Source organism: Shimia sp. FJ5 (genome assembly GCF_032918335.1).
Lineage (GTDB): Bacteria > Pseudomonadota > Alphaproteobacteria > Rhodobacterales > Rhodobacteraceae > Shimia > Shimia aestuarii_A.
On the sequence record NZ_JAWJUV010000004.1, the window covers coordinates 403,031 to 429,049 of the forward strand.

Annotated in this window: 20 protein-coding genes and 2 riboswitches; of the genes, 14 read left to right on the top strand and 6 right to left on the bottom strand. The window is 57.7% G+C overall.

Going from position 1 to position 26,019, the window contains the following annotated elements:
• The first annotated feature begins 1 nt into the window (after position 1).
• The 6 genes from R1W01_RS14970 to nrdF all read left to right on the top strand — a co-directional run bounded on the left by R1W01_RS14970 (position 2) and on the right by nrdF (position 8,230).
• Complete coding sequence (locus tag R1W01_RS14970) at positions 2-2,281, top strand: amidase (protein ID WP_317275298.1); 2,280 nt, start codon at positions 2-4, stop codon at positions 2,279-2,281.
• A gap of 12 nt (positions 2,282-2,293) precedes the next feature.
• Positions 2,294-4,054: an AMP-binding protein gene (locus tag R1W01_RS14975; RefSeq protein WP_297759392.1), complete on the top strand. Its 1,761-nt coding sequence runs from the start codon at positions 2,294-2,296 to the stop codon at positions 4,052-4,054.
• 152 nt (positions 4,055-4,206) lie between these two features.
• Positions 4,207-4,398: riboswitch (cobalamin riboswitch) on the top strand.
• 85 nt (positions 4,399-4,483) lie between these two features.
• Positions 4,484-4,705 carry a glutaredoxin-like protein NrdH gene (gene nrdH / locus R1W01_RS14980; protein WP_243613370.1) on the top strand — a complete coding sequence of 74 codons (222 nt, stop codon included), beginning with the start codon at positions 4,484-4,486 and terminating at the stop codon, positions 4,703-4,705.
• A gap of 21 nt (positions 4,706-4,726) precedes the next feature.
• Positions 4,727-5,137: a class Ib ribonucleoside-diphosphate reductase assembly flavoprotein NrdI gene (gene nrdI, locus R1W01_RS14985; RefSeq protein ID WP_243613371.1), complete on the top strand. Its 411-nt coding sequence runs from the start codon at positions 4,727-4,729 to the stop codon at positions 5,135-5,137.
• Positions 5,119-7,242: a class 1b ribonucleoside-diphosphate reductase subunit alpha gene (gene nrdE / locus R1W01_RS14990; protein WP_297759397.1), complete on the top strand. Its 2,124-nt coding sequence runs from the start codon at positions 5,119-5,121 to the stop codon at positions 7,240-7,242. The genes nrdI and nrdE overlap by 19 nt, the downstream gene beginning before the upstream one ends.
• Before the next feature lie 13 nt (positions 7,243-7,255).
• On the top strand, positions 7,256-8,230 hold the full coding sequence (gene nrdF / locus R1W01_RS14995; protein WP_243613373.1) for a class 1b ribonucleoside-diphosphate reductase subunit beta: 975 nt from the start codon (positions 7,256-7,258) through the stop codon (positions 8,228-8,230).
• 47 nt (positions 8,231-8,277) lie between these two features.
• Here the strand turns inward: nrdF and R1W01_RS15000 are convergent, their stop codons facing one another.
• The 5 genes from R1W01_RS15000 to R1W01_RS15020 form a co-directional block, all read right to left on the bottom strand.
• On the bottom strand, positions 8,278-9,360 hold the full coding sequence (locus R1W01_RS15000; RefSeq protein ID WP_297759401.1) for a hybrid-cluster NAD(P)-dependent oxidoreductase: 1,083 nt from the start codon (positions 9,358-9,360) through the stop codon (positions 8,278-8,280).
• Positions 9,361-9,364: 4 nt separating this feature from the next.
• A complete protein-coding gene (locus R1W01_RS15005) occupies positions 9,365-10,588 on the bottom strand; it encodes an aromatic ring-hydroxylating oxygenase subunit alpha (RefSeq protein ID WP_297759404.1) in 1,224 nt (407 codons plus the stop codon).
• Positions 10,589-10,697: 109 nt separating this feature from the next.
• Positions 10,698-10,902, bottom strand: a riboswitch (cobalamin riboswitch).
• A 93-nt stretch (positions 10,903-10,995) separates the two neighbouring features.
• Positions 10,996-12,342 (bottom strand): O-antigen ligase domain-containing protein, encoded by a 1,347-nt coding sequence (locus R1W01_RS15010; protein WP_297759406.1) that lies wholly within the window; start codon positions 12,340-12,342, stop codon positions 10,996-10,998.
• Entirely contained in the window at positions 12,342-13,619 is a 1,278-nt protein-coding gene (locus R1W01_RS15015) for a GumC family protein (protein WP_297759409.1), read from the bottom strand. Before R1W01_RS15015 ends, R1W01_RS15010 begins: the two co-directional genes overlap by 1 nt.
• A 311-nt stretch (positions 13,620-13,930) precedes the next feature.
• Positions 13,931-14,545 carry a response regulator transcription factor gene (locus R1W01_RS15020; RefSeq protein ID WP_243613378.1) on the bottom strand — a complete coding sequence of 205 codons (615 nt, stop codon included), beginning with the start codon at positions 14,543-14,545 and terminating at the stop codon, positions 13,931-13,933.
• A 480-nt stretch (positions 14,546-15,025) separates the two neighbouring features.
• On the opposite strand from R1W01_RS15020, the gene R1W01_RS15025 reads away from it, so the two are divergent.
• The 4 genes from R1W01_RS15025 to R1W01_RS15040 all read left to right on the top strand — a co-directional run bounded on the left by R1W01_RS15025 (position 15,026) and on the right by R1W01_RS15040 (position 20,320).
• Positions 15,026-16,165 carry a sugar transferase gene (locus tag R1W01_RS15025; RefSeq protein WP_411028166.1) on the top strand — a complete coding sequence of 380 codons (1,140 nt, stop codon included), beginning with the start codon at positions 15,026-15,028 and terminating at the stop codon, positions 16,163-16,165.
• Positions 16,166-16,188: 23 nt separating this feature from the next.
• Positions 16,189-17,076, top strand: coding sequence for a UTP--glucose-1-phosphate uridylyltransferase (locus R1W01_RS15030; protein WP_243613380.1), 888 nt, complete (start codon positions 16,189-16,191; stop codon positions 17,074-17,076).
• Positions 17,077-17,193: 117 nt separating this feature from the next.
• Positions 17,194-17,700 (top strand): molybdopterin-dependent oxidoreductase, encoded by a 507-nt coding sequence (locus tag R1W01_RS15035; protein WP_243613381.1) that lies wholly within the window; start codon positions 17,194-17,196, stop codon positions 17,698-17,700.
• A gap of 136 nt (positions 17,701-17,836) precedes the next feature.
• Positions 17,837-20,320, top strand: a complete 2,484-nt coding sequence (locus R1W01_RS15040) for an ATP-binding protein (RefSeq protein WP_317275299.1) — start codon at positions 17,837-17,839, stop codon at positions 20,318-20,320.
• On the opposite strand, the gene R1W01_RS15045 is transcribed toward R1W01_RS15040, so the two are convergent.
• Positions 20,317-21,549: a polysaccharide biosynthesis/export family protein gene (locus R1W01_RS15045; protein ID WP_297758871.1), complete on the bottom strand. Its 1,233-nt coding sequence runs from the start codon at positions 21,547-21,549 to the stop codon at positions 20,317-20,319. The genes R1W01_RS15040 and R1W01_RS15045 overlap by 4 nt on opposite strands.
• 204 nt (positions 21,550-21,753) lie before the next feature.
• Here R1W01_RS15045 and R1W01_RS15050 point away from each other — a divergent pair, with 204 nt between their 5' ends.
• The 4 genes from R1W01_RS15050 to R1W01_RS15065 are packed head-to-tail and all read left to right on the top strand — an operon-like array spanning position 21,754 to position 25,945.
• Positions 21,754-22,986 (top strand): oligosaccharide flippase family protein, encoded by a 1,233-nt coding sequence (locus R1W01_RS15050; RefSeq protein WP_317275300.1) that lies wholly within the window; start codon positions 21,754-21,756, stop codon positions 22,984-22,986.
• Position 22,987: 1 nt separating this feature from the next.
• Complete coding sequence (locus tag R1W01_RS15055) at positions 22,988-23,908, top strand: glycosyltransferase family 2 protein (protein ID WP_297758865.1); 921 nt, start codon at positions 22,988-22,990, stop codon at positions 23,906-23,908.
• A gap of 20 nt (positions 23,909-23,928) precedes the next feature.
• Positions 23,929-24,915, top strand: coding sequence for a glycosyltransferase family 2 protein (locus tag R1W01_RS15060; RefSeq protein WP_297758862.1), 987 nt, complete (start codon positions 23,929-23,931; stop codon positions 24,913-24,915).
• A 19-nt stretch (positions 24,916-24,934) separates the two neighbouring features.
• Positions 24,935-25,945, top strand: coding sequence for a glycosyltransferase family 4 protein (locus R1W01_RS15065; protein ID WP_317275301.1), 1,011 nt, complete (start codon positions 24,935-24,937; stop codon positions 25,943-25,945).
• Positions 25,946-26,019: the final 74 nt, after the last annotated feature.

Here is a 26,019-nt window from a genome sequence, read left to right on the forward strand (position 1 = left end):
GATGACGGAAGACGCGACAGAGATTCTAAAGGTCAAAAGCCTCTCCGGCGGCTATGGCAAAGTGCCGATCCTGCACGGGATCGACTTCGCCGTCGGCGAAAACGAGGTGGTGGGCATCCTTGGCCACAACGGCATGGGCAAGACCACCCTGTTGAAGACGCTCATGGGTTTTCTGCCCGCAGGGTCCGGGGCGATCCGGTTCCACTCCACTGACATCACCGGGATGTCGCCTTTTGAAAGGGCGGGTCTTGGTCTTGGCTATGTACCGCAGGGGCGGGGTATCTTCCCTCAGCTTTCGGTGCGCGACAATCTGCGCTTTGCTTGGCACGAGTATGGAGGTGCCCTCTCAGGGGGCGAGCAACAACTGCTCGCGCTCGCCCGCTGCCTGATGGGCGATCCGGATTTCCTCTTGTTGGACGAGCCGACCGAAGGCATTCAGCCCTCGATCATCGAGGAGATGGGCGAAACCCTCCTTGCGCTGCGCAAGAGCCGTGGCCTTTCCATCCTTCTCGTTGAACAGAACTTCGATTTTATCGCTGACCTTTCTGACCGCGTGCTCGTTCTCGAGCGTGGCCGTATCACCGGCGCGTTGAGCAAGGCCGATCTCTCGGATCAAGCCAAGGTCGATCAGTTCCTCGGCTTCGGCGCCGCGCGATCCACCCGTGGCCAGGCGGGGGGCTCTCAGAAAATCAAGCCTACTCCGACAACACATTCTCAATATCAGGCGGCACAAGCGACCGAGCCGGCTGCCGCAACTGTGGTGACCAACATGACCATTAGACGACCGACCCTCTCGCAGATGCGCGACATGTCCAGCCGGTTCGGAATGAACCTCTCGGATGCAGACCTCGAGGAATACCGCGAGATCATCGAACCCTACATGCAGGCCTATGACCGGCTCGACGCGATGCCGGATTACCTGCCCGAGGTCCGTTACCCTCGCAGCCCCGGTCATTTTCCGAACCCATCGGAGAACCCCCTCAATGCCTGGTATGTAAAGACCGAAGTACGGGGCGCTCCGGATGGCAAACTGCTCGGCAAACGCATTGCGCTAAAGGATACGATCTGCCTCGCGGGGGTGCCGATGATGAACGGTTCCTCCATCATGGAAGGCTATACGCCCGAAATCGACGCCACCATCGTCACCCGGATGCTCGACGCCGGGGCAGTCATCGCAGGCAAGGCACATTGCGAGAATTTCTGCCTCTCGGGTGGGTCTCACACCAACGCCAAAGGCCCGATCCATAATCCGTGGAAGCGTGGTTACATGGCGGGCGGTTCTTCTGGTGGATCTGCCGCGCTCGTCGCGTCGGGCGAGGTCGACATGGCCATTGCCGGTGATCAGGGTGGCTCGATCCGCATTCCGGCTTCGAATTGCGGCGTCTACGGCATGAAACCCACCCATGGCCTCGTCCCTTACACTGGTGCGATGCCGATTGAGCAAACCATTGACCACCTCGGCCCGGTCACCAACACGGTTGCCGATAATGCGCTCCTGCTCGAAGTGCTTGCCGGTGAGGACGGTCTTGACCCGCGCCAGTACAAACCCACGCTCTATAGCTATACCGAGGCGCTGGGACGTGGAGCGCATGGGTTGCGTATTGGTATCCTCAAGGAAGGGTTCGCCCACGACAACTCGGAGTCCGACGTGGATGCCAAGGTCATGCAGGCAGCTGACCGCTTTCGCGAGCTGGGCGCGCGCATTGAGGAGGTGTCGATTCCAGAACACTATACCGCCATGGATGCCTGGACAGCGATCACACTTGAGGGGCTTCAGGACGGGATGATGTGGGGCAATTCGACGGGCACCAACTACAAAGGTCTGTTCCTGCCCTCCATGACCGATCACATGTCGCAATGGCAGGGCCGCGCGGATGAGCTTAGCCACTCTCTGAAAGCCTGTATGTTCGTCGGGGAATATTTCCAGCGCCAGTATCGGGGGCGCTTCTACGGCAAGGGGCAGAACATTATGCGGCTTTGCAACGAACGCTATATGGCTGCGCTCAAGCAATACGACCTTCTGCTGATGCCGACTTTGCCGATCAAGCCGCAGCCGCATCCGCCCGCCGATTGCTCGCTAAGCCTATATGTGCAGCGCGCTTTTGAAATGGTCGCCAACACCGCACCGTTCAACGGTGGCCTACCTGCTATGAGCATCCCCTGCGGCCTGAGCGAGGGGTTGCCTATCGGCATGATGTTGGTCGGTCCACACTATGGCGAAATGAAGATCTACCAAGCAGCGGATGCCTTCGAAAAATCGGGCGATTGGCGCAGCATGTAAGGGAGGATCGACATGTCCATCTTAAACGAAAGTCTGGCGACGCGCATCTCTGATTGGTCATCAGAGAGCGGGGCGGCGGTGCACAGCATCGCTCCCCAAGACGGGCAGTCCTATGTCAGTGGTCCGGCGACCCCGCCATTGGCCTATATAACCATCCCGCAGCTCTTGCGGGATGCGGTTTCTAGGTTCGGCCCCCGCGATGCCATCGTGTTCTGCGAACAGGGGATCCGGCTAAGCTATTACGATCTCGACCGCGCCGTGGATGAGTTGGCCTCCGGGCTGCTCGCGCTCGGTCTTGAAAAGGGCGACCGGGTCGGGATCTGGTCTCCCAACCGCTTTGAGTGGGTGTTGACGCAGTTCGCGACTGCCCGTGTCGGCCTTGTCCTTGTGAACATCAACCCGGCCTATCGCCTGGGGGAGTTGGAATACGCTTTGAATAAGGTGGCCTGCAAAGCCCTTATTGCGGCCAAGTCCTTCAAGACGTCCGACTATGCCGGTATGATCCGCAAGCTCGTCCCTGAATTGGCGACCTGCACACCAGGGCGTCTGCGTTCCGCGACACTGCCGCATTTGAGAAATGTCATCATCATGGATGACGCCCCAGGTGCCGGAGCCTACTCTTTCGAGGATTTGAGGAAACTAGGCGGCCCGGCTCAGCAGCTCCGCATCCCCGAAATCGACAAGACGCTCGACCCCGATGATGCGATAAACATTCAATTCACGTCTGGCACGACTGGGATGCCGAAGGGTGCGACGCTGTCGCACTACAACATCGTCAACAACGCTCGCTACGTGACAGACCGTATTCGCCTCTCCGAGGCGGATCGGCTCGCGATTCCAGTGCCGCTCTATCATTGCTTTGGGATGGTGATGGGCGTCCTTGGCGCGGTCAGCAAAGGAGCCACCATGGTCTTCCCGAGCGAAGGGTTTGATGCGGCGCAGACGCTTGATGCGCTGTCCAAGGAGCGTTGTACGGCGGTCTATGGGGTGCCGACCATGTTCGTGGCGATGCTAGAAGACCTCGATCATACTCCACGCGATCTTTCCAATCTGCGCACAGGCATCATGGCGGGCGCGCCATGCCCTGTCGAAGTGATGCAGCGCGTGAATTCTGAAATGAACATGGATGAGGTGACGATCTGCTATGGCATGACGGAAACCGCGCCCGTTTCGTTTCAGAGCTTCGTGGATGATCCGACAGAGAAGCGCTGCGAGACTGTTGGGCGCGTGCATCCCCACCTCGAGGTCAAGATCGTCGATCCGGAGGGCCGGATTGTCCCAGTCGGCACCCAGGGCGAACTTTGCACCCGTGGCTATTCGGTCATGAAGGGCTACTGGGAAGATGCGGACAAAACCGGCGAGAGCATCGTGGACGGTTGGATGCATACCGGTGACCTCGCCGTGTTCGACGAAGAGGGCTTCTGCTCCATCGTCGGCCGCGTGAAAGACATGATCATTCGGGGCGGAGAGAACATCTACCCGCGCGAGATCGAAGAATACTTGATGCGGCACCCGAAGGTGAGTGATGTGCAGGTCTTCGGGATTCCCGATGAGAAATTTGGCGAGGAAGTCTGCGCTTGGGCGATTGCGAAGCCCGGCACCGATTTGAGCGAAGAGGAACTTCGCGAGGCGTTGAAGGGGCAAGTTGCGCACTACAAGGTTCCGCGGCACTTTCGCATCGTTGACGAGATCCCCATGACGATCACCGGCAAACCTCAGAAATACATAATGCGCGACATGATGGCCGATCTTCTCTCGGCCGAGATGCAATAGGTGCTGCGAACACCTGCGCAGGCCGAATGATCGAACATCCCAAGAGGGAGGGTGCCCGCTTTCGTGAGGTGAAAGTGCTCTGATCTACGTCAGCGCAGAAAGAAATTTGCGCCGGGCGCCCTCCATATATTGACACCAACCCGCCATCACCCCCTATATGGTGTTGCTTCGGTTCCTTCGATTCTGATCGGAGGCTAAGAGGGAAGACGGTTCAAAGCCGGCACTGCCCCCGCAACTGTAAGTGGAGAGCGCGGTTGAATACGCCACTGAAAGTACGCTTTCGGGAAGGCCAGCCAAGCATAAATCCACGAGTCAGGAGACCTGCCGCAAGCACGACTTGATGACCACGAACGGAGGGTTCGGGGGCGTGCATTGGGCGGATGCCCGGCACTGCGTCCTCGACTCGTACAAAAAAGAGAGAGAGGACAGATGAGCATCATTGTGTATTCCAAACCCGCATGTGTGCAGTGCACCGCAACCACCCGCGCGCTGGATGCCAAAGGGGTCTCCTACGATGTTGTCGATCTGACGCAGGATGACGCCGCGATGACGCATGTCACCGAACTGGGATATCGACAGGCGCCAGTCGTCGTCGCGGGCGGTGATCATTGGTCCGGGTTTCGTCCCGACATGATCGCGCGTTTGGCCTAGGGGGTGTCTGAGCGGCCACCGATGCTTGTTTACTATTCTTCGGCATCGGGAAATACCCACAGGTTCGTGTCGCAGCTTGAGTGGCCAGCCCTACGTATTCCGGTCGAGGTAGAGGCCTCGCTACAGGAACCCACTTTGCCTTATGTGCTGATCTGCCCGACCTATGCGGATGGAGAGGGGCGTGGTGCAGTGCCCAAACAAGTGATCCGGTTCCTGAATGACCCGCAGCGACGCGGCCTGCTTGTCGGGGTGATCGGCAGCGGAAACAGAAATTTCGGTGCGACCTACGCCCTTGCGGGTCGCATCATCTCACAGAAATGCAATGTGCCTCAGCTATACAGTTTTGAGTTGGCGGGCACGCAAACCGACATTGCCCGCGTGCGCGCTGGGCTCGTGACGCTAGGGGAAGAACTATGCTCGACAGCGATCTGAACACGCTGGACTACCACGCGCTGAATGCGATGCTGAACCTCTATGACTCAGAGGGAAATATTCGCTTTGACGCGGATCGATTGGCCGCACGACAGTACTTTCTCCAGCATGTGAATCAGAACACCGTTTTCTTCCATTCTTTGGATGAGAAACTCGGCTATCTGGTGGATGAAGGATACTACGAAGCGGCGGTGCTGGATCAGTATTCCAAGAACTTCATGCGCAAAATCTGGGAGGCCGCGTTTGCCCGCAGGTTTCGCTTTCCGACCTTTCTCGGCGCGTTCAAATACTACACCTCCTACACGCTAAAGACCCGGGACGGGCAGCGTTTCCTTGAGCGCTATGAAGACCGGGTGGTCATGACCGCGTTGGCGTTGGCGCGCGGTGATGAGGATCTTGCCATGTCGTTCATGGATGAGATCCTTTCCGGGCGCTTTCAGCCTGCCACCCCTACCTTCTTGAACGCAGGCAAGGCATCGCGCGGCGAGCTGATTTCATGTTTCCTTCTGCGGCTCGAAGACAACATGGAGAGCATTGGGCGGGGCATCAATTCCGCATTGCAGCTTTCCAAGCGCGGGGGCGGTGTTGCGCTTCTGCTGACCAACATTCGGGAACATGGCGCTCCGATCAAGGGAATTGAGAACCAATCCTCCGGTGTGATCCCGGTGATGAAACTCCTCGAGGATAGCTTTTCCTATGCGAACCAGTTGGGCGCGCGGCAGGGGGCGGGGGCCGTGTATCTCAATGCCCATCATCCTGATATTATGCGGTTCCTCGACACCAAGCGCGAGAATGCAGACGAAAAAATTCGTATCAAGACGCTCTCTCTCGGTGTGGTGGTGCCGGATATCACCTTTGAACTCGCCAAGAAGAACGCTGACATGTACTTGTTCTCGCCGCATGACGTTGAGAAAGTCTATGGTGTGCCTTTCTCCGAAATCTCCATCACCGAGAAGTATGAGGAGATGGTGGATGATAAGCGTATCCACAAGAAGAAGATCAACGCGCGCGCGTTCTTTCAGACCATCGCGGAGATACAATTCGAGAGCGGTTATCCCTATGTGATGTTCGAGGACACGGTGAACCGGATGAACCCGATTGCGGGTCGGATCAACATGTCGAACCTGTGCTCGGAAATCCTTCAGGTGAACGAAGCGTCCGAGTTCAACGATGACCTGAGCTACGCCAAGCTCGGCACCGATATCTCCTGTAATCTCGGATCTCTCAATATCGCGAAGACCATGGATGGCAAGGATCTGGGCCAGACGGTTGGCGCTGCGATCCGCGCACTGACTGCGGTGTCGGAGATGTCTGCGATCGATTCCGTGCCGTCTATTCGGCGGGGGAACGACGAAAGCCATGCTGTTGGCCTTGGGCAGATGAACCTGCATGGGTTCCTCGCGCGTGAACTTGTCCATTATGGCAGCGCGGAAGGGGTTGAGTTCACGTCTGTCTATTTCGCTGCTGTAGCCTACCACGCCATTCGTACCTCTTGCGAACTCGCGCAGGAGCGTGGGCGGAGCTTTGCAGGGTTTGAGGCATCAGACTATGCGTCGGGCGCGTTCTTCGAAAAGTACACCACGCAGGACTGGCTCCCGGAAAACGATGTGGTTAAGCGGCTGTTCGAGGGTATCACCTTGCCGACCCGCGCGGATTGGGAGGCCTTGAAGGCCGACGTGATGGAGCACGGGCTATACAACCGCAATCTTCAGGCCGTACCGCCCACGGGCTCGATCTCTTATATCAACAACTCGACCTCTTCTATTCATCCCATCGTCTCGAAGATCGAAATCCGCAAAGAGGGCAAGATCGGGCGCGTCTATTACCCTGCCGCCTTCATGAACAATGACAACCTCGACTACTACCGGGATGCGTATGAGATCGGGCCGGAGCGCTTGATCGATACTTACGCAGCGGCCACGGAACATGTCGATCAAGGGCTGTCTCTCACCTTGTTTTTCCCTGCCGAGGCGACGACGCGCGATATCAACAGGGCGCAAATCTATGCCTGGAAGAAGGGTATCAAGACCATTTACTACGTGCGTCTGCGCCAAGAGGCCCTAGAGGGGACTGAGGTTCAGGGCTGCGTGTCCTGTAGCCTGTGATTGGAGAGAGATGATGAAAGACCTGCCGCAAACCGTCACGATCCCGCGCGCGATCAACTGGAACCGCCTCGACGATGAGAAAGATCTCGAGGTGTGGAACCGCCTCACGGTGAACTTCTGGCTGCCGGAGAAAGTCCCGCTTTCCAACGATATTCCGAGCTGGGCCACACTTACGGATCACGAGAAGGAGCTGACGATCCGGGTTTTTACTGGGTTGACGCTTCTTGATACGATTCAAAATACGGTCGGTGCGCCATCGCTGATGCCTGATGCGGTCACGCCACATGAAGAGGCCGTGCTGACGAATATCGCTTTCATGGAAGCGGTACACGCCCGTAGCTATTCTTCGATCTTTTCGACGCTGTGTTCGACGAAAGAAATTGACGAGGCATTCCGTTGGTCCGAGGAAAACCCGCACCTGCAAGCCAAGGCAAAGGCAATCCTCGAGACCTATGCGCCGGGCAATGATCCCTTAAAGCGCAAGATCGCGTCGGTGTTCCTTGAGAGCTTCCTGTTTTATTCCGGCTTCTATCTGCCGATGTATTGGTCGAGTCGCGCAAAGCTCACCAATACGGCCGATCTGATCCGCTTGATTATTCGCGATGAGGCCGTCCACGGCTATTACATCGGTTACAAATTCCAACGTGGCTATGAGAAGTTGGACGACGCAGAACAACAGGCGTTGAAGGACTATGCTTTCTCGCTGATGTTCGAGCTCTATGGGATTGAGAACCAATATACCGAAGAGCTCTATGACGAGATCGGATTGACCGAGGATGTGAAGGTTTTCCTGCACTACAACGCAAATAAAGCCCTGCAAAACCTAGGTTTTGAAGCCTTGTTCCCACCCGAAGTCTCTGAGGTCAATCCTGCGATCCTGGCGGCTCTGAGTCCGGACAGTGAGAACCATGACTTCTTCTCTGGGTCTGGATCTTCCTATGTTATCGGTAAGGCGGTCGCGACTGAGGATGAGGATTGGGATTTCTAAAAGGTGCCAATAAACTAGGAGGGACGCGCAGGTTGCGCGCCCCTTTCTTAAACATCAACTGTGACCTTGCCGATTGGATTTGAGCAGCAGGCTAGAATATACCCGGCCTCGATATCGTCTTCGGAAATACCGCCATTGTGGACCATATGGACCTCGCCTTCGGTTTTCTTGATCTTGCAGGTGCCACAGACCCCGAACGTACAGCCGGAGGGGATGTTCAGCCCGACCGAACGTGCGGCCGCGAGGACTGTGTCGGTTTCCACCACCTTTGCCGTCACACCTGAACTGCTGAAGGTGATTTCGGCCTTGCTGTCATCATCCGGAATTACATCGTCAAGCTCTGGCTGTTCCGCGACAGTTTCGACCGGCGCACCAAAGCTCTCCTGATGGTAGTTCTCCATATCGAACCCGAGCCCTACCAAAGCCTCGCGCACCGCGGTCATAAATGGCTCAGGGCCGCAGCAGTAGACCTCGCGCTCGAGGTAGTCCGGCGCCATGAGACCGAGCATAAGTTGATTGAAGAACCCCTGATAGCCGGTCCAAGGGCGGAAGGGATCGGGTTCTTCAACCACGAACTTCAGATCCAAGCCGGAGGTTCGACTGGCCATCTGTTCCAAGCGTTGGCGATAGATAATCTCGGAAGGACGTTTGGCGCAATTTATGAACACCACGTCCAGATCGCGCCCTTCATCCCACATGCAGGTGGTCATGGACATCATCGGTGTGATCCCCGATCCCGCTGAGAGGAACAGAAATTTCTCTGCCTGACTGTGCGCGTTCGAGAACAAACCCGCAGGCCCAATAGCCTTGAGTCGCATTCCCGGTTTCAGGTTGTCGAGCATCCAGCGTGTCCCGATACTATCGGTTTGCGCCTTCGCGGTGATGGTAATCGTGCGCGGGCGCGAAGGCGAAGACGAGATCGTATAGGTGCGATGCACAACGCCACCTGGCTGTTCCGGCGCAGGGATTTCCAGGGTCAAAAACTGGCCCGGATCATAGGAGAACTGTGCTCCGGAGGGCGAACGAAATGAGAAGCTAGCCGTGTCCGCCATTTCGGGCACGACTGAGACACATTCCAGCATCTCGTTGTCCTGCCAGAGCGCAGAGGAGAAAGAGGAAGATGAGATCATTTTTCTACTCCGCGGCCAGAGCATTAGAATGCAGGCGTTCGGCCAACGTTGTGCAATACCAATCGACAAACTGTAGAACGCCGGATTCCTGAATTGCGGAATAGGGACCGGGAACATAGGCCGGGCTATCGATGCCTTGTTGGTTATCCTCGACCACCTGACGGTCCTCGTCATTCGTCGCTTGCCAGACCTCGGTGAGCCGTTTCAGATCGTAGTCCACATCTTCGACTGCGTCCTTGTGGACCAACCATTTGGTCGTGACTTCAGTTTCCGTGGGGCTAATCGGGGTCACGCGGAAAACGATGGAATGGTCGGCAAGGAAGTGGTTCCAGGTTGTCGGGTAGTGGAACTTCAACAAAGAGCCTGCATCCGCGAAAGGCGCGCGTCCAAGCCAGCGACGTACGGCCGACTTCCCATCCATTGTATAGCTTTCAGCGCCTTCCTTTAGGGGCATGCGTGCCAAGCGGAACTGGCCGTCGTCGTGCATGTAGAACTGCGACGGTAGACCCACGGCCTCGCAACGATCAAAGTGGGTCTTTAGGTGCGGCGGTGTCGCACCCTCTTCAATCCCTGTGATAGTGGGATCATCCGGGAAGGTGCGGCAAAGGGCAGGGTGATTGCCGCCGCAATGATAACATTCTCGGTTGTTTTCCCAGACCAGTTTCCAGTTGCCCTTTTCAATGATTGAGCTTTCATGAGCGACCTTAGCGTTGGCAAGATCGTGCGGTTCAAGATAAGGGCGCGCGATCTCGGCGAAGGTGTCGAAATCAGGTGCCTCATCTGCAAGGCAGATATAGACCAACCCGGCCAGTTCACGGCAATGCACTGTCTTCAACCCATGCTGGCTCGGGTCGAAATCAGAACCCATATCTCGGGCCCAGAGCAAGGAGCCGTCGAGTTCGTAGGTCCATTGGTGATACGGGCAGACCAGTTTGGGAGCGTTGCCTTTGCGCGCTTTGCAGATCACTGAGCCGCGGTGTCGGCAGGTGTTGTGAAAGGCCCTGACCTCATTGTCCGCACCGCGCACGATGATCACTCTGTAGGCACCCACTTTGTGCGTTACATAGCTGCCCGGCTTCTCCAATTCGCAGGCAGGAATGACAAACAGCCAATCGCGATAGTGGATGTTTTCGAGGTCTAGTTGGAAGATGTCCGGGTCGATATAGAACGCCTGTTCAAGGGAATGGCCCGGCCTGCGCCGCGCAAGAAGCTCGGTTGCTGAATTCATTTCTGGCTCTCCTGCCGCGCCCCGCGGCGATTTCTGGGCGGATGACAGGGAGACGCCATTCGGTGGCGTGAGGACGCCGCCCGAAACAGGTGCCCCCACCGCCACCCGCGGTTTGACATATGCATGAGGCTGGTTTCCGGACTTGGAAGGGGCTTACGCCCGGTTGCGACACCTTCCCGGAATCCTCGTTCCAGTGGTTGACTGTCGAAACCTGACCTTCGTTACCGTTGCGGGGGCAGTACCGGAATTGCACCGGTTTCCCAATTCTCTGCCGTTTCCAACGAAACAGCAGCACCTCATTTTTTCAGAGTGGTCCGAGGGCGGGCCCATTGCTGAAATGCAAGCGACATCTTCAGGTTCAAAAGCGCACTGATGCCCGGAAATTGCCTTGCGGCGAAAGTGATCACCTACGCAGCGCTGGAAGTCGCATGTTGAAATGGCGATTCAGTGGGGGGAGGGAAGTCTGGGTGAGATTGCCCGCGACCTTCGGGGTCTCGTGACATCTCCCGGAGGTGACAGCCGAGCAAGATGAGCGCGGGCCAGAGCATGTAAGCTTCGATTTCGAGGTTCTCGCCAAAAGAAAGTAGAACAAGGGTCATGAGAATACCGAGTGGCAGACGGCCCCTTGGATTGCGGGCGCCGTCCGTAAGCACAACGGCGAGGTGGGCCAATAGCGGAACCAACAAGGCGAGGAAGCCCACGAGACCCTTGACGAAGAGCAAGCCAAACCATGTGTGGTGGCTGCCGATTGGCATGTATTCCACGAGATGCGGTCCCGGTTGAACGGTGCCGTGACCAAACCAAACGGCATCGGTCTCCCATCTTTCGCGCGCAATGCGTTGAAGCGTTTCTCGCACGCGCGTGCTATCGGCGCGCGCTGCCTTGAAGCCATGTATGCCGGCCTTTCCAAGATCAAGCGCTGTCGCACCCCAAGTGGCGAAGCTTGCCGTGACAGCTGATAGGGCCAGCCAGGCCCAGCTCTTGATGACGAGTGGCAGCAACCTTGGTCCGAATGTGCAACAGACCAGACCAACGAGCCCCATACGTGATTTTGAGGCAAGGATCATTAGAACCCCAGCGCCTAGCCCCGCCAGCATCCAGCCGCGATGCCTCTCTTCAAGGGCGAAGAGGACCGACAATACGCCGAGCAGTGCCGCGAAAGGCGACCATGGTGCGTAGAACTGCCAGCGAGGTGTCCAGCTCGCAGGGTCGAAGGTAAATAGGTAGACCGAGAAATACTCCGGCCCCGGTCCACCGACCGCCTTCAGCGGCGAGGTGAAAATTCGCTCGGGCAAACCGAGGTAAGGGGCAAGCAGCAAGATCGGTGCGATGAGCAAGGTCCAGAGACCAAGCACGCATTGCGCGCGTATCAGGAGCTCGCGTCGGATGGGCAACACCGCTCCAACCAAGGGAAACAGGGCAAGGAGTGCCCAACCCTTGGCCCAACCAATACTCGATTTGATCGTCTTCTTCAGCCCCAAGCCCCAGTCGATATGACCGATCCATAGGGCGATCAGCATGACACTCATTCCGATGATCCAGAGCCAGACGATCCAGGGCACTGGACCGGTCGGCCATAGATCGCGACGGATGGCTTTGCCGAGGTAGAGGGATAGCGCCGCTAGTCCCGCAAGCACCCAAGCGAGGACTGGCCCGACCACGTAGAGTGCCCCGAAGGCATAGAACACCCAAGTGAGTGTCAAGCTATGCCATATGAGGGACTCGGCAGGATTGCGCGGTCGGAGCGGATGCATCACCGTTCCTTCGGCGTATTCAGCAGGCGGGAAACGAGCGGTTGGCGCACCCAAGCGAGAAACAGCCCCATGCACAACATGAAGGTGGCCGCGATCCCCGCAGCCAGAGCGAGTTTGCGTCTCGGAGACGAAGGGTGTTCGGGGCGGGACGGGTTCTCAAGGACCTGAATCAAAGGATAGGACGCATAGACGTCGGTTTTGGTCGATTGAGTGCGGGCAATGGCCGAGGCAAATACCGCTTCGGCAACAGCGAAATCGCGCTGCCGATCTTCTAGTTCGGCTGCCAAACTTGCTAAGGCCGTTAGCCGATCTTCTTCCTCGTCAACGCGTTCTGCCATAGCCATATGTTGACGGGCGAGGCCGGCGCGGTGGGCGTTCTCGCGCACGAGTTCGCTCAGAAGCGCGGCCCGCTGTCCTTCCGGCGCTCTGTCGAGATGTGGTAGGTCTTCCATCGTCAACCCAGTGACCGCCGCGGCCCTGGTACGCGCGGCATTTGTCGCCGCGTCATAGGCGTCTTGCGCTTTCAGGCGGGTTGGATGGCGCGCGCCAAACGTGGTCGCGGCTTGTGCAAGGACAGCGGCATGAATGGACACCTCTTTCAACAGTTCAAGATAGGGGGCGTCAGCATAGAGCTTAAGCGTCATCGCTGCGGACTCGGGTGGCAGGTTGAGCGCGGTTTCCAGAGCGCTGACCTTCACAGCCTGATGCTCCAGTTCGTTCTCCAGAGAGCTCAGTTCCTGCTTTAGGCGATCGTGGGCCGCAAGTTGCGCGCGGTACTGATCCGCGTTGGTGAGGCCACTTCGGGCCTGCAGTTCGTTGATCGCGGCGCGCGTGTCACGCACGGACTGGGTATAATCTTCGATCGCTGAATTGCCGCTTTTCTCGCGCGTGGCGAGTTCATCAGAGCGCAGCTGATCGATCTCGTCAAAGAACGCTGCGATGAGTGCGTTTCCATAGAGTTGTGCGGCCTCGGGATCCCCGCCTTTGACCTCGATGTGAATAAGGCTGGTTTGATCGACCAGTGTGACTCTTGGCCTTTCTAGTTCGTGATGGCTTAGGCCAAGGCTTGCCGCCGCCGTTTCCAGAATGCGATCTGCGCCGATCAGGCGTTTGTAGGTCTCAGTCGGGCTGACAGAGCCGTTCGAGAAGGCGGAATTGGCGTAGGACGAAGCGTGGCCAATCTCGTTGAGATTGACCGAAGCGGATGCACCGGATCCAGGTAGGATCAGGGAAGCGTGGGAACTGAACTTGAGCGGCGCCGTCGCAAGGTATCCCATGATCGGCGCCCAAAGAGCGCTGGCCCCGAGAAAAAACACTGCTGCATACCGCGGCAGGCGGCCAGCGTCCGAAAGCCGTCCCCCCGTTAGGATGCGACGCCAACTTAGCGAGCGCAAAGGGCGGCGACAAATGGACAGCCACCGCAGTGGGTTTGTGGAGCTGACGGTTTCGATATGATCCGGGGAAGTCATGCAAGAGTCCTCTTTATGGTTAAGAGAACTACGCTGAACACGGGCTTCAAGTCATTCGGCCAAGGGGATACGTCACCGCGCGAAAGACGAGATGGCTACCCCTTCGGATAGCAGGCAGCTTAGAGCAAGCCTTCTTCCTGAGCCATCAAGGCCGCTTGGGTCCGGTTATTGGTGCCGAGTTTGCGGTAGAGCGTTTTCACATGCAGTTTTACCGTCGGTTCGGAAAGGTCGAGGTCGCGGGCAATTTCCTTGTTGGATTTGCCTTCGGTCAGTCCGCGCAGCACCTGTTTCTCACGGGGCGTAAGTTTACGGGCGAGCGGATGCTGGGATTCGGGTTCTTCAGAGGTCATGAACCCGGCAGGCAAGTATTGCTCACCCATCGCCATGAAGCGAATGGCGTTTACAAGAGAGCGGGCAGGAAGCGTTTTGGGTACGAAACCCGCAGCTCCGAGATCAAGTGCTCTTTCTGCAAGCGATCGCGTCGCTTCTCCCGTGAAAAGGGCGACCCGCTCGGTGTTGTCCATGGCGATGGCCATTTCGAGGCCTTTGAGACCGTTCATACCGGGCATCTTGAGATCGAGCAGGACAAGATCAAAGGGGCCTTCCGCCTTGATGATCTTCGCGGCGGTGTTGAAATCCGGCGCCGTCGTGACTTCGATTCCACCTGCTGCCTTAATATAAGCGACCAACGTATCGAGAACCAACTCGTGATCATCTGCAATCAATATCTTCACGGGGTTACTCCGAGTTAACTTACGCACCTGATACTGGGAGATTGCGGCGGATTGAAGATCAGGATCCTGCGTTTTACCTATCCTTGCGTATAGATACATCTCCCTCCGGGATCATCATAATGCCCTATGGGATGAGCTTTCAACCACCCGCGTCAAGAACTGTCCCTTCGCCCGGCTATCGCCAAGTCGCAGGGACAATCATGGTTACCGGACACTGCTTAACTGACATGTGCCGGAGATCACGCCATGCATTTCGAACCCGCCAGACATCTATACTACGGCTCTGTCGCTGCGACCCCGCATACCCTGCCGACATGCAGAATCCTGGGGCAGCGCGTTGTGAGTGCGTCTGCGGATCGCGTTGTGCGCACCTTGCTGTCTCCTGGGCGCCGAAGCGTCTTTTTTCTCAACGCACATTGCGCGAATATCCGCGCAGAAGACCCAGCCTATGCCGCTGCCATGGCGCGTGCGGATTTGGTCTTGCCTGATGGGATTGGTGTCGAACTTGCGGCACGGATGCAGGGAGAGCAAATCGCCGAAAACCTGAACGGGACGGATTTCACGCCGCGCCTTCTGCGACAGGCCGCGGAGTGGGGGTTATCGGTCTTTCTTCTTGGTGGTAAGCCCGGTACTGCAAGGGCCGCATCGGCGCGCCTTTGCCTCGACATTCCTGGTTTGCAAGTTGCAGGAACGCGGGACGGATATGGCGATGTGGCGCGTCCTCTCGATGTGATCGAAGAGATCAATGCGTCGGGTGCGGATATCGTGCTCGTTGCGATGGGAGTCCCGCGTCAGGAACTTTGGATCGATGCACATCGACAGTTGATCGATGCTCCATTGGTTCTCGGCGTTGGCGCGCTTTTTGATTTCCTTGCCGGCAATGTGAGACGGGCTCCGCACTGGTTGCGCAAGCGGCGGATGGAATGGGTATGGCGGCTCGCGATGGAGCCGCGCCGCATGGCCAAACGCTATCTTGTCGGAAATGCCACTTTCCTGATGCGGGCCTCCGTTCATGCGGCACGGCAGATGGATTCGCAACGTTGCTTGGATATTGTGATCGCAAGCCTAGGTTTGGCGGTGTTGGGCCTTCCCATGCTGACATTGGCCGCGTTGATCCGGCTCGACAGCAAGGGCCCGGCCTTGTTCAAGCAGATACGCGTTGGCAAGGACGGCCGCACGTTTGGTGTCTACAAGTTTCGCTCGATGCATGTGGACGCAGAGGCGCGCCGCGCGGCTCTACTCGCGAAATCTGATCGCGAAGGGGTGTGCTTTAAATCTCGAAATGACCCGCGTGTCACACGGATCGGAAAGTACCTGCGCCGTCTTTCGCTTGATGAATTGCCTCAGCTTCTCAACGTGTTGAGGGGTGAGATGTCTGTGGTTGGGCCACGCCCCGCGTTGCAGGAAGAGGTCGATAAGTACCCGTCCCGCGCCATGGGCCGTCTTGCAGTGAAGCCCGGTATCACCGGTTTGTGGCAAGTGTCTGGGCGGGCGGATATCGGTTTTGACAAGATGATCGACCTCGATCTCGCCTATGTGCGCGCGCGTTCCACGCTACTCAACTTAATCCTGATTGCTCTGACCTTCCGCGCCGTTTTCTCGGGGCGTGGAGCCTACTAATTCCGAATGAGAGGAAAAACGTTATGAAACCTGTAAGAAAAGCCGTCTTCCCCGTCGCTGGTATGGGAACCCGTTTTCTGCCTGCGACAAAGACAGTTCCGAAGGAAATGCTACCGCTCGTGGATCGGCCCTTGATCCAGTATGCGGTGGACGAGGCGCGTGCCGCTGGAATCGAGGAATTCATCTTTATCACGTCGCCGGGCAAGACGGCGCTCGAGAACTATTTCGGGGCAGCGCCCGCCTTGGAGCGTACCTTGTCGGAGAAAGGCAAGACGGGACCACTCGAAGCGCTTCGCCCGTCGCATGTCGCGGAAGGCGCGGTGAGCTTTGTGCGCCAGGAAAATCCCAAAGGGTTGGGGCATGCAGTGCTATTGGCGCGGCGACTCGTTGGTGATGAACCTTTTGCCGTAATCCTGCCAGATGATCTGATCCGCGCCCGCACGCCGGCTCTCAAACAGATGGTCGAGGCCCATTCAAAGAACCGCGGCCATATGATTGCGACGGAAAGCGTATGCGATGATCGGATCAGCTCCTATGGGGTTGTCGATATTGAGCGCCGCGAGGGTGCGGTGCAAATCTTGCGCGGGCTGGTGGAAAAACCGCGCCCAGAAGAAGCCCCGTCGCAGTCCGGTGTCGTGGGGCGCTATATCCTCGAGCCGAGTATTTTTGAGCGGCTCGCGGTGCAAGGTCCGGGTGCGGGTGGCGAAATCCAACTGACCGACGCAATTGCGGCGGATATCGCGGAAACGGGTGTCAACGGTTTCGAGTTCGACGGGGAGCGCTTCGATTGTGGGTCCGTTTCCGGTTTCTTGAATGCCACGATTGCCTACGCTCTTGATCGTCCCGACCTGATCGACAATCTGCAAGGCTTCTTGCGAGGGCGCGCGACCGGCCTGTCGCAAGCCGCTTGAGCCAGAGAACAAGACAGAACCCTATCCGTACGGATAGGGTTCTGTCCGCATGCCCGACTTAAACCGATGCTGTCCCTCGGGCATGATCGGTCCGATTTCCTATTGGAGAAGCAAATCATGTTGCGCTTTTTGATGTTCCTCGGCCTGTCTTTGGGTGTGTTGGTCGGGCCTGCCGTTGCAGATGAGGTGCCACGTCCCGAAGGCGAGGTTCTCCTGACGGTGTCGGGTGAGATTGCGAACACCAACGCTGAAGGTGCCGCGCAGTTCGATATGGATATGCTTATGGCGATGCCAGCGACGCGGTTTCGTACGACGACGCTTTGGACCGAAGGCGTCAAGACCTTCAAAGGGGTCTCCTTGATCGAGCTTCTGGAAGTGGTCGGAGTGAATGGGAAGACGCTTCGGGCCACTGCGTTGAACGACTACTCGATCGAGATTCCCGTAGACAGCATTCAAGCAGGCGCTCCGATTGTTGCCTACGAGATGGATGGCGAAACGATGTCACGCCGTCAGAAGGGGCCTCTTTGGATCGTCTATCCCTATGACAGTGATGAAGATTTTCGCACGGAAGTGATTTACTCCAGAAGCATCTGGCAGCTCGACCGGATCGAGATCGTGAAATAACGCTGGACGCATCCAGTGGAATGCGGACCATGGGCTTATGAGGAAGCGCGGTTCATTTCTAGGTCATTTTCGCCGATATAGCCTGTGGCTCAGTTGGGCGGCGGGCTTTTCGGTCCTATTGTGTTTCGTGGTGCTGGTGTTCCTGACCAGCAGAGTGATCCTTGGTCTGGAACAGCAGCGCACCGCCAGTTCCGACAATGTGCAATGGACGTTGACCCAAGTTGAGGTCGAACATCTGGCCTTTCTGAACGCGCTTGAACAGCATCTCCATGCGGAGGGCGGGCCGGTGCCTGTGCCTCAAGATCTTACGAAGGTGCGCCGGCAATTCGATGTCTTCTATAGCCGAGTCGATACCTTGTCGCGGGCGCAGCTTTATGAGCCTTTGCGGCAGACGTCCGATTTTGGACGTCCGCTTGCCAAGGTCACAGGGTTCCTGGATCAAGCGGTCCCGCTGATCGACGGGCCGGATCAGGGCTTACAGAACGGAATCGTCGAACTCTGGCAGGAGGCTCATGCGCTGCGTTCGCAGGTGCGTTTGTTATCCTTGCACGGTTTGGCCTATTTCGCAGGTCAGTCAGATCTTCAGCGTGCGGAGACAACGGCCACACTGACGCGGTTGGCGATCTTGTCTATTGGCCTCTTGGTAGTATTGGCCCTGGCCAGCATCTACCTCATCTATATCAACCGAATTACTCAACGACGCGGCGATGATCTGGTGAAAGCCAACCAGAGGATGAATACCATCCTGTCGACTTCGCATGACGCGGTGATTGTCTCTGATGAGAGTGGAAAAGTCATTGAATTCAATCGCGCCGCAGAGAGCATCTTTGGCTATGGCGCGGACGAGGCGAAAGGCCGTTCAATAGGCGATTTGATCGTGCCTCCCGAGTTGCGGGACCTACATGCTGCGGGCATCAAACGGATGCGCCACGGTGGCGAACGGCGCGTGGTCGGACACGGGCGCGTGCAATTGCAAGGCATGCGAAAAAACGGAGATGTCTTCCCTGTAGAACTCGCATTGCAGTCGGCTCCGCTCGCCAATGGGGAGATCATCATCGGATTTCTGCGCGACATTTCTGAAACGGTTGCGGCGCAGGAAGAGCTTATCGCTGCCCGAGACAAGGCGCTCGCGGGCGAGCGGGCCAAGTCGGATTTCTTGAAGGTGATGAGTCATGAAATTCGCACACCTCTGAATGGCTTGCTTGGTAACTTGTCGCTCCTAAAGAACCTCAACCCATCGCGGCAGCAGGTGCAGATCATCCAGAACATGGATCTGTCCGGCCAGCTTCTTCTAACCCATGTCGATACAGTTCTTGATATCGCACGTTTTGAGGCCGGCAAACTTTCGGTTCAGCGTGAACCGATTGATCTCGGGGTCTTGATGCAAGAGCTTGTCGATAGCCAAAGCGGCAACGCCGCCCAGCGTGGCAATAGCATCGAATGGCAATGGTCTGGCCCTGCAAGACCATGGGTTGCAACCGATGCCCAGCGCTTGCGGCAGATTCTTCTAAACCTTGTCGGAAACGCCATAAAATTCTGTGAGAATGGGCGCATATCGCTTGAAGTTGAGGTCGCCGAGGAGAGCGCACCAGGGCAACACCCTGTCTATGAATTCCGGATAGTCGATACCGGCGTCGGTATTGCGGAAGAACATCAAGACGAGATATTCGAGGACTTTCACACTCATGATCCTTCTTTTGAGCGTTCTGCTGGTGGGACTGGTCTCGGTCTGGGGATCGCGCGCCGCTTTACACAAGCGATGGGCGGCGAAATAGGGGTCGAGAGCAGCGTTGGAGAAGGGAGCGTGTTCTGGGTGCGCTTACCTCTTGAAGTGGTTGATGCCGCGCGGAGACCGTCTGCACACGAGGCGCAACTATCTGACCTGCAATGTCTCGACCTTCTTGTTGTCGAAGACAACGACATCAATCTCGCAGTGATCCGCAAGATGCTCGAGATTGACGGACATAAGGTCACCACCGCGAAGAACGGTAAGGAAGGCGTGGATGCTGCCTATGGTCATCGGTTCGACGCCATCCTCATGGATGTCAGTATGCCGGTTATGGATGGACCGACCGCAGCGCGGCATATTCGTGCGGGAGAGGGCCGCTCAGTGGATGTTCCCATTCTCGCGGTTTCTGCGAATGTGCTCCCCGAAGCGGTTCAAGGGTTTCGCGATGCTGGGATGACCGCTTTTGTTGGCAAACCCCTCGCGCTTTCCACACTGCGCAAAGCGCTGGCGGCGCTGCTTGGAGGAAAGCACCCAGTCGGGGAAGGCAGCGCCCGAGAGATGAATGAGCCATTGAATGCAATGCGCGAGGACCTTGGTCCAGATGCGTTTGACCGCTTCGCAGAGCGATTTGTGGCGGAGGCAGACGCGATGCTTGGGGATCTCGGGCGTTCGGATTGGGCCGAAGGTGATCTCGACACGCTCGCATCGCAGAGCCACAGGTTGGCGGGCTCTGCGGCGATGTATGGGTTTCTTGAGCTCCGAGATGTCTTGGTCAATATCGAAATGGCGGCCAAGGACAATGATCGTGAGGTGCTTGCATCTCTGGCAGGGGCCGCGAGTACGGCTTGGGAAGATGCGCGCGCAACGGTCTTGCGCGCGCGTCAGGCTTAGTCGTTAAGCAAGAGCGTTGCAGCGCCAATCGTGCCGATGACACGACCGATTTCGGCAACGCTCGTCACCGCGCTATCATAGCAGGCGATGGCATCCCCCGGGAGAACATAGGGGTCGTAGTCATCCCGGTCACCACGCCGCAAGAGGTTTTCGATACGGCGTTCAATAACAACCGAGACACCGGTCACCGGGTTGCGCGAAAAGAGCACCGCACTACGGTTTGCGTTTGTTGTCTTTGCTCCGCCGACGCAGTTGGTATTCACAACAGCCTGCATAAACCGTGTGCCGTAAGGCACTTGGCGAGATTCACGGCCAATCGCAGACGGCGCATTTCCGGTTGCGGGCTGTGTCAGGTTGGATAGGTAAAGCGAGACGCCCGGCGGGCTAATCGGGCTCGGTCGCATCAGGTCGTCCTGAAAACACATGCGGCTTTTGACGACGATTTTGTCGCCGGTGAGCATCATAATGTCAGTGGGGTCAGTGCCATCAAAGACACCACGCAGGTCCATCTGGTAGATACGGCCCTGGCGGTGAAGCTCTACCGCAGAGAGATCCGCATCCGGACGCACACCACCAGCCGCACGTAGGGCAGCAGAAAGATTGCGCCCTTCCGTCGAGGCACCCAAGGCTTGCTGTCGTCTTGTATCCATCGCGTCGCCTTGTACGCCACCGATCTCTACGGCATGCGGTTCAAATACCGCGCCGACAACTCCGACGGAGACAGATGCGAAATCGGTGATGCGAACGGCAATCCGCGGAGGCGTTTCGTAGAAGTTCTCTGCCACAAGTGCCTGGGCGAGGGCGGCTTCGACCTCTGCGGTTGATCGACCCTGAGCCGGGATCGGCGGCAGATAGGGGAGTTTCAGGTTGCCATCGCGCGAGACCACATAGGCTTTGGACAGCAACTCGTCTCCATCGACCGTAACCTGTACGAGGTCATTGCGCGATAGCTTCTCTCCGAGAAGGCTATTGAGGGAGGGACCGCTCCATTTGCCGATATCTGAGTTGCGCCCGCCGCCGATCTCTGGTCGGCAGTTGGCTGTATTCATGGAGGCGGATTGGAGAAACGCGGTCTCGTTATCCGTCTGTGACGTGGCGCGATACTGTGCCTGATATCCAGCCCCGCGCGAGACTTCTTCGATATTCGCAGGGGTCTTCATACTGCTGCACGCTGCGAGCGTGACACAGCTCACAGCACTGAGCAGGCATACCTTGATGTGCGCTTTCATAGCTAGCGGCTCCTTTGATGGATCTGCCGCTTGAGTAGCGCGTGCTCTTTCCTGATTGCAGATTGGCATAGGGATTGCGCACCGCTCCATTCGGATAGGTGCCCCTCCTTGTGTCTTTCCAGCCTCTCCTACCGGGCCCGCGACCCAACGGACGCAACAAGGTAAATCCTTCATCACCCGAAGCACCTGTCTGGAAGACACCTCATGATCATGAACCATCTGAATGCCGCATTTGCGCGCCAGTTCTTTGCCTACGCTGTCTCAGAAACGGCAGCAAAGGCGTCGCGCCTTTTTGTCGTGGTCGTTGTGGCGCGCATGATGGATGCCGAAGCGATCGGCATTGCCGCTGCTGCATTGGCGGCTGGCGATATTCTCAAGGCGCTAACCGAGAACGGGGTCGGGCAGAGGATTATTTCAGCGACAGAAAGCGAACTCGCATCGCGTTGCGCGACGGCGCGCCGGATCTTCTGGTTCTGGTGTGGTGCGCTTTTCCTGGCGCAGAGCGCAATTGCTTTGACGCTTTATATCGTGGGCCAGACGCAGATGGCGGCACTTCTATTCGTTCTTTCGCTCGAATATCTCTTCATGCCAGCTGGCCTCGTGCAGGCAGCGCTCGCAATGCGCGAAGGCAAGTTGCAGCAGACCGCAGCGATTGCAGGTGGGCAGGTGGTCTTCGCCAATATTGCCACGAGCCTTCTCGCGCTTGCCTGGGCTTCGCCATTGGCAATGGTGTTGCCGAGGGTCTTGTCCGCTCCGATCTGGCTTGTCCTGATGCGCCGCTTGCGACCGTGGCAACCTGTTCCGGACGTCAAGCACGCGCCCTTGCTGCCCTTTTGGGGATATGGTGTCGCCGTCTTGGGTGTCGAAGTGGTGAAGGTGATGCGGCTCCAAGCGGACAAGCTTGTGGTCGGAACCATGCTCGGCGCCGAGACCCTCGGCATCTACTTCATGGCCTTCAATGCCGGGCTAGGGCTTGCCACGTCTTTCACGCAGGCCTTCTCGGTGGTGCTCTTTCCACACCTCTGTGCCGCAGACGATCGCCTAGGCGCTTTGCGTCATGGGCTTCTGGTGTCGCTTGCTGTTTTGACACCGCTTGTCTTGCTGCAAGCTGGTCTTGCACCTCTTTATGTCCCCCTTCTTCTTGGGGAGACATGGCAGGCTACATCTCACTTGGTCTCGATCCTGTGCCTGGCTGCCTTGCCGAACGTCATTTGGTCGGCCACCGCAGGCTGGCTTCGGGTCGAGGGGCGGCCAGGGCAAGAACTACTGGTCAGCGTTGCGCTTGCCGTGGTGCTTGTCGCGAATTCGATCCTGCTTGCGCCCTATGGTCTAACGGCGATCGCCGTCGGATACCTCTCTTTTTCCACCCTCATCATGCTGACAGCGACGGCGATGTTCTTGCCATCCCGTCAAGGTCTGAGAAAGGCCGCGTTCTGATATGCCACGTTTCTCCATCATCTTGCCCTTCCACGCCGCAGCACAGACGATCGCCGCGACCATCCATAGCCTGCAGGCCCAGACCTTTGAGAATTGGGAACTGATTTGTATCAACGACCGCACACCGGACCAGAGCGGCGAAATCGTTGCCGCTATGGCGCTGCGCGATCCGCGCATTCGTTTGGTCGTTAGCCCCGCGTTCGGACCAAGCGAAGCCAGAAACCATGGAGCAAAGATCGCCCGAAGCGACCTGATTGCATTTTGTGATGCAGATGATTTGTGGGCTGATAGGAAGCTTGAAGAGTTGGACAGGGCGTTTCGCGCGCCAGAGGTCGCCGGCATTTTCGGGCGCATCGGGTTCTTTTGCGAGACGCCTGCCGATAGTCGTACCCAATCCACGGTGCCTAGTGGCGCTCTGACGATACCGCAGCTCCTTGCCGAGAATCCGGTCTGCACGATGTCGAACCTGACACTACGCCGCGACATCTTCCTCGCAGCAGGAGGTCTGGATCCCGATGCCGTGCATAACGAAGACCTCGAGTTGCTTATCCGGCTCGTCGGGTTGGGGTATCGTATCGAAGGCCTCAAGAGCCTACAGGTCTGGTACAGGACCGTAGTAACTGGGCTCTCGGCGGACTTGCCGGCTATGTTCGCTGGGCGCCAACGCGCTTTGCGGACGGCGGCTCGTTTCGGAGTGCACGCATCGTCGGAATCTGAAGCGGTCTATATGCGCTACCTTGCGCGCCGGGCGCTTCGTGTCGGAGCGACGCCACATGATGCCCTGCGCTATACGCTCGCCGGTGTGCGACAGGATCCCGTGGCTTTCCTACTCCCGGCGCGTCGTGGTCTCGCCACAGCTCTCGCTTCAGTTCTCGCCTTTGTTCTCACTCAGAAACAGCGCCATGTGCTTTTCTCGCGCTGATCTACTCACAGGAGTTCCCTATGCCTCGCGCCTCAATTGTTGTTCCGGCCTACAACTCAGCCGATACGCTGCCCGCCACGCTCGACTCTCTGCTGGCACAGAGTTTTTCTGACTTCGAGATCATCGTCGTCAACGACGGGTCGACCGATGAAACAGGCGCGGTTGCAGCTGCCTACGCAACCGATCCGCGTGTCAACGTGGTGTCGCAAGCAAACCGTGGTCTTGCAGGTGCGCGAAATACCGGAATCGCCGCAGCGCGCGGCGAATACATAGGGTTCTGTGATGCTGATGATCTCTGGGCCAGAGAGAAACTCGCGGCGCATGTCGAGCATCTCGATCAGAATGCTGACATCGGCCTGAGCTATTCCGGGTCTCGGCTGATCGACGAGGAGGGGCTTCCGATGGGGGCGGCACAACGGCCCCGGCTCAAGGGAGTGACCGGAGCGCATGTCTTCAAGCGCAATCCGATCGGCAATGGTTCGGCGGCCGTTATGCGACGCGCGGCATTGCGCGATCTTGCTTACCGCCCGAGATCTGAGCCAAGCCGTGACTGGGTCTTCGATGAGACATTTCGCCAGTCGGAAGATATCGAATGCTGGCTCCGCCTTGCCTTGACCACCGATTGGCAGATTGAAGGTGTGCGCGGGCCTCTGACGATGTACCGGATCAACGGCAACGGGCTCTCGGCGAATACGGATCGTCAGCTTGCGGCCTGGGAACGGGTCGTGAGCAAGCTGCGCCCCCTCAATCCAGAGTTCTTTATGCGCCATGAAGCGACGGCGCGGGCATATCAGTTGCGCTATCTTGCGCGTAGGGCGGTCAGCGCTCTGGATGGTGACGCGGCATGGGCGTTGGTGCGGCACGCTATGTATCACTCCCTCGTGCCGATCATCGAAGAACCCATCAAGACAGTCACCACAATTGCGGCAGCGGCGCTTCTCAGAGCGATAGGGCCGTCGCCTATCAACTACGCTGTGCGTTTGCGCGCAGGCATCGCGTCCCGATAAGGAAAGAGGCTCCATTCCCATGACCATGATTAAAGTTGTTCATCTTGTCGATGACACCACCGCAGGCGGTGTTATGCGCACCCTAGACCACCTTACCGGTCGTCCGGAGCTTACGGGGTGTGTGGAGCAGTCAGTTCACGCGATCAATCGTGGCTCCCTGACGATCGGACGCATTGATGCTGATGTGATCGTTTCGCACCTGACTGTGAGCTGGCGTGGCTTGCCAGGACTTGTTGCGCTGCGCGCCATGAATGCGTCGGCGCGCCTTGTGCATGTCGAACATAGCTATACGCGAGCGTTCACAGCATTGAACGTTGCGCGAAAATCGCGTTTCTTCGCTCTCTTGCGCGTTGCCTATTCTCTCTTCGACACCGTGGTCTCGGTCAGCCATGCACAAGCAGACTGGCTAAGGGCGCGCAGCTTGGTGTCAACTGATGCACTTCGCGTGATTCAGCCACAGGTCGAGCTTGGCGCGCTGACAAAGATCGTTCGCCCAACGCGCAAACCGCGCGTCATCGGAGCGATTGGGCGGCTTGAGCGTCAGAAGGGGTTCGACATCCTGATTGATGCCTTTCGTCTGTGCCCATCGCCAGATGCACGGCTATTGATATTCGGTCAGGGAAGCGAAAAAGCCCGCCTTGAAGAGCTTTCCGCTGGCGATCCGCGTATTGAATTCCGGGGACATGCAGAAGACCCTGCGCAGGCTTACAGAGAGGTCGATTTCGTCGCCGTGCCGTCTCGATGGGAGGCATTTGGCCTCGTGGTGCGAGAAGCCAAGGCCGCAGGCGTTCCGGTGCTATTGTCGCCCGTGGATGGGTTGCTGGATCAAGTTGGTGATGGTGCCAAACCCGTGGCCTATTGTGATACAAAGCGATGGGCGAACGCCCTCGAAGACGTGCTGCGCTTGGACGACCTTAGCACTTTCGCAACAGGATGTGCGGCTACCGAAGAAGAAAGCGACTTCGCCGCAGATTGGCGCGCGGTCTTTCTAGGTGACGACATGGCGCCCAGCTATCAGGACGCCGCATGAACATCGTGAGTCTGGGCGAGGACAAGTGCAAACGCTCGCAGAATCACAGGTCTGCTCGTGCGGTTTCCTGTGCA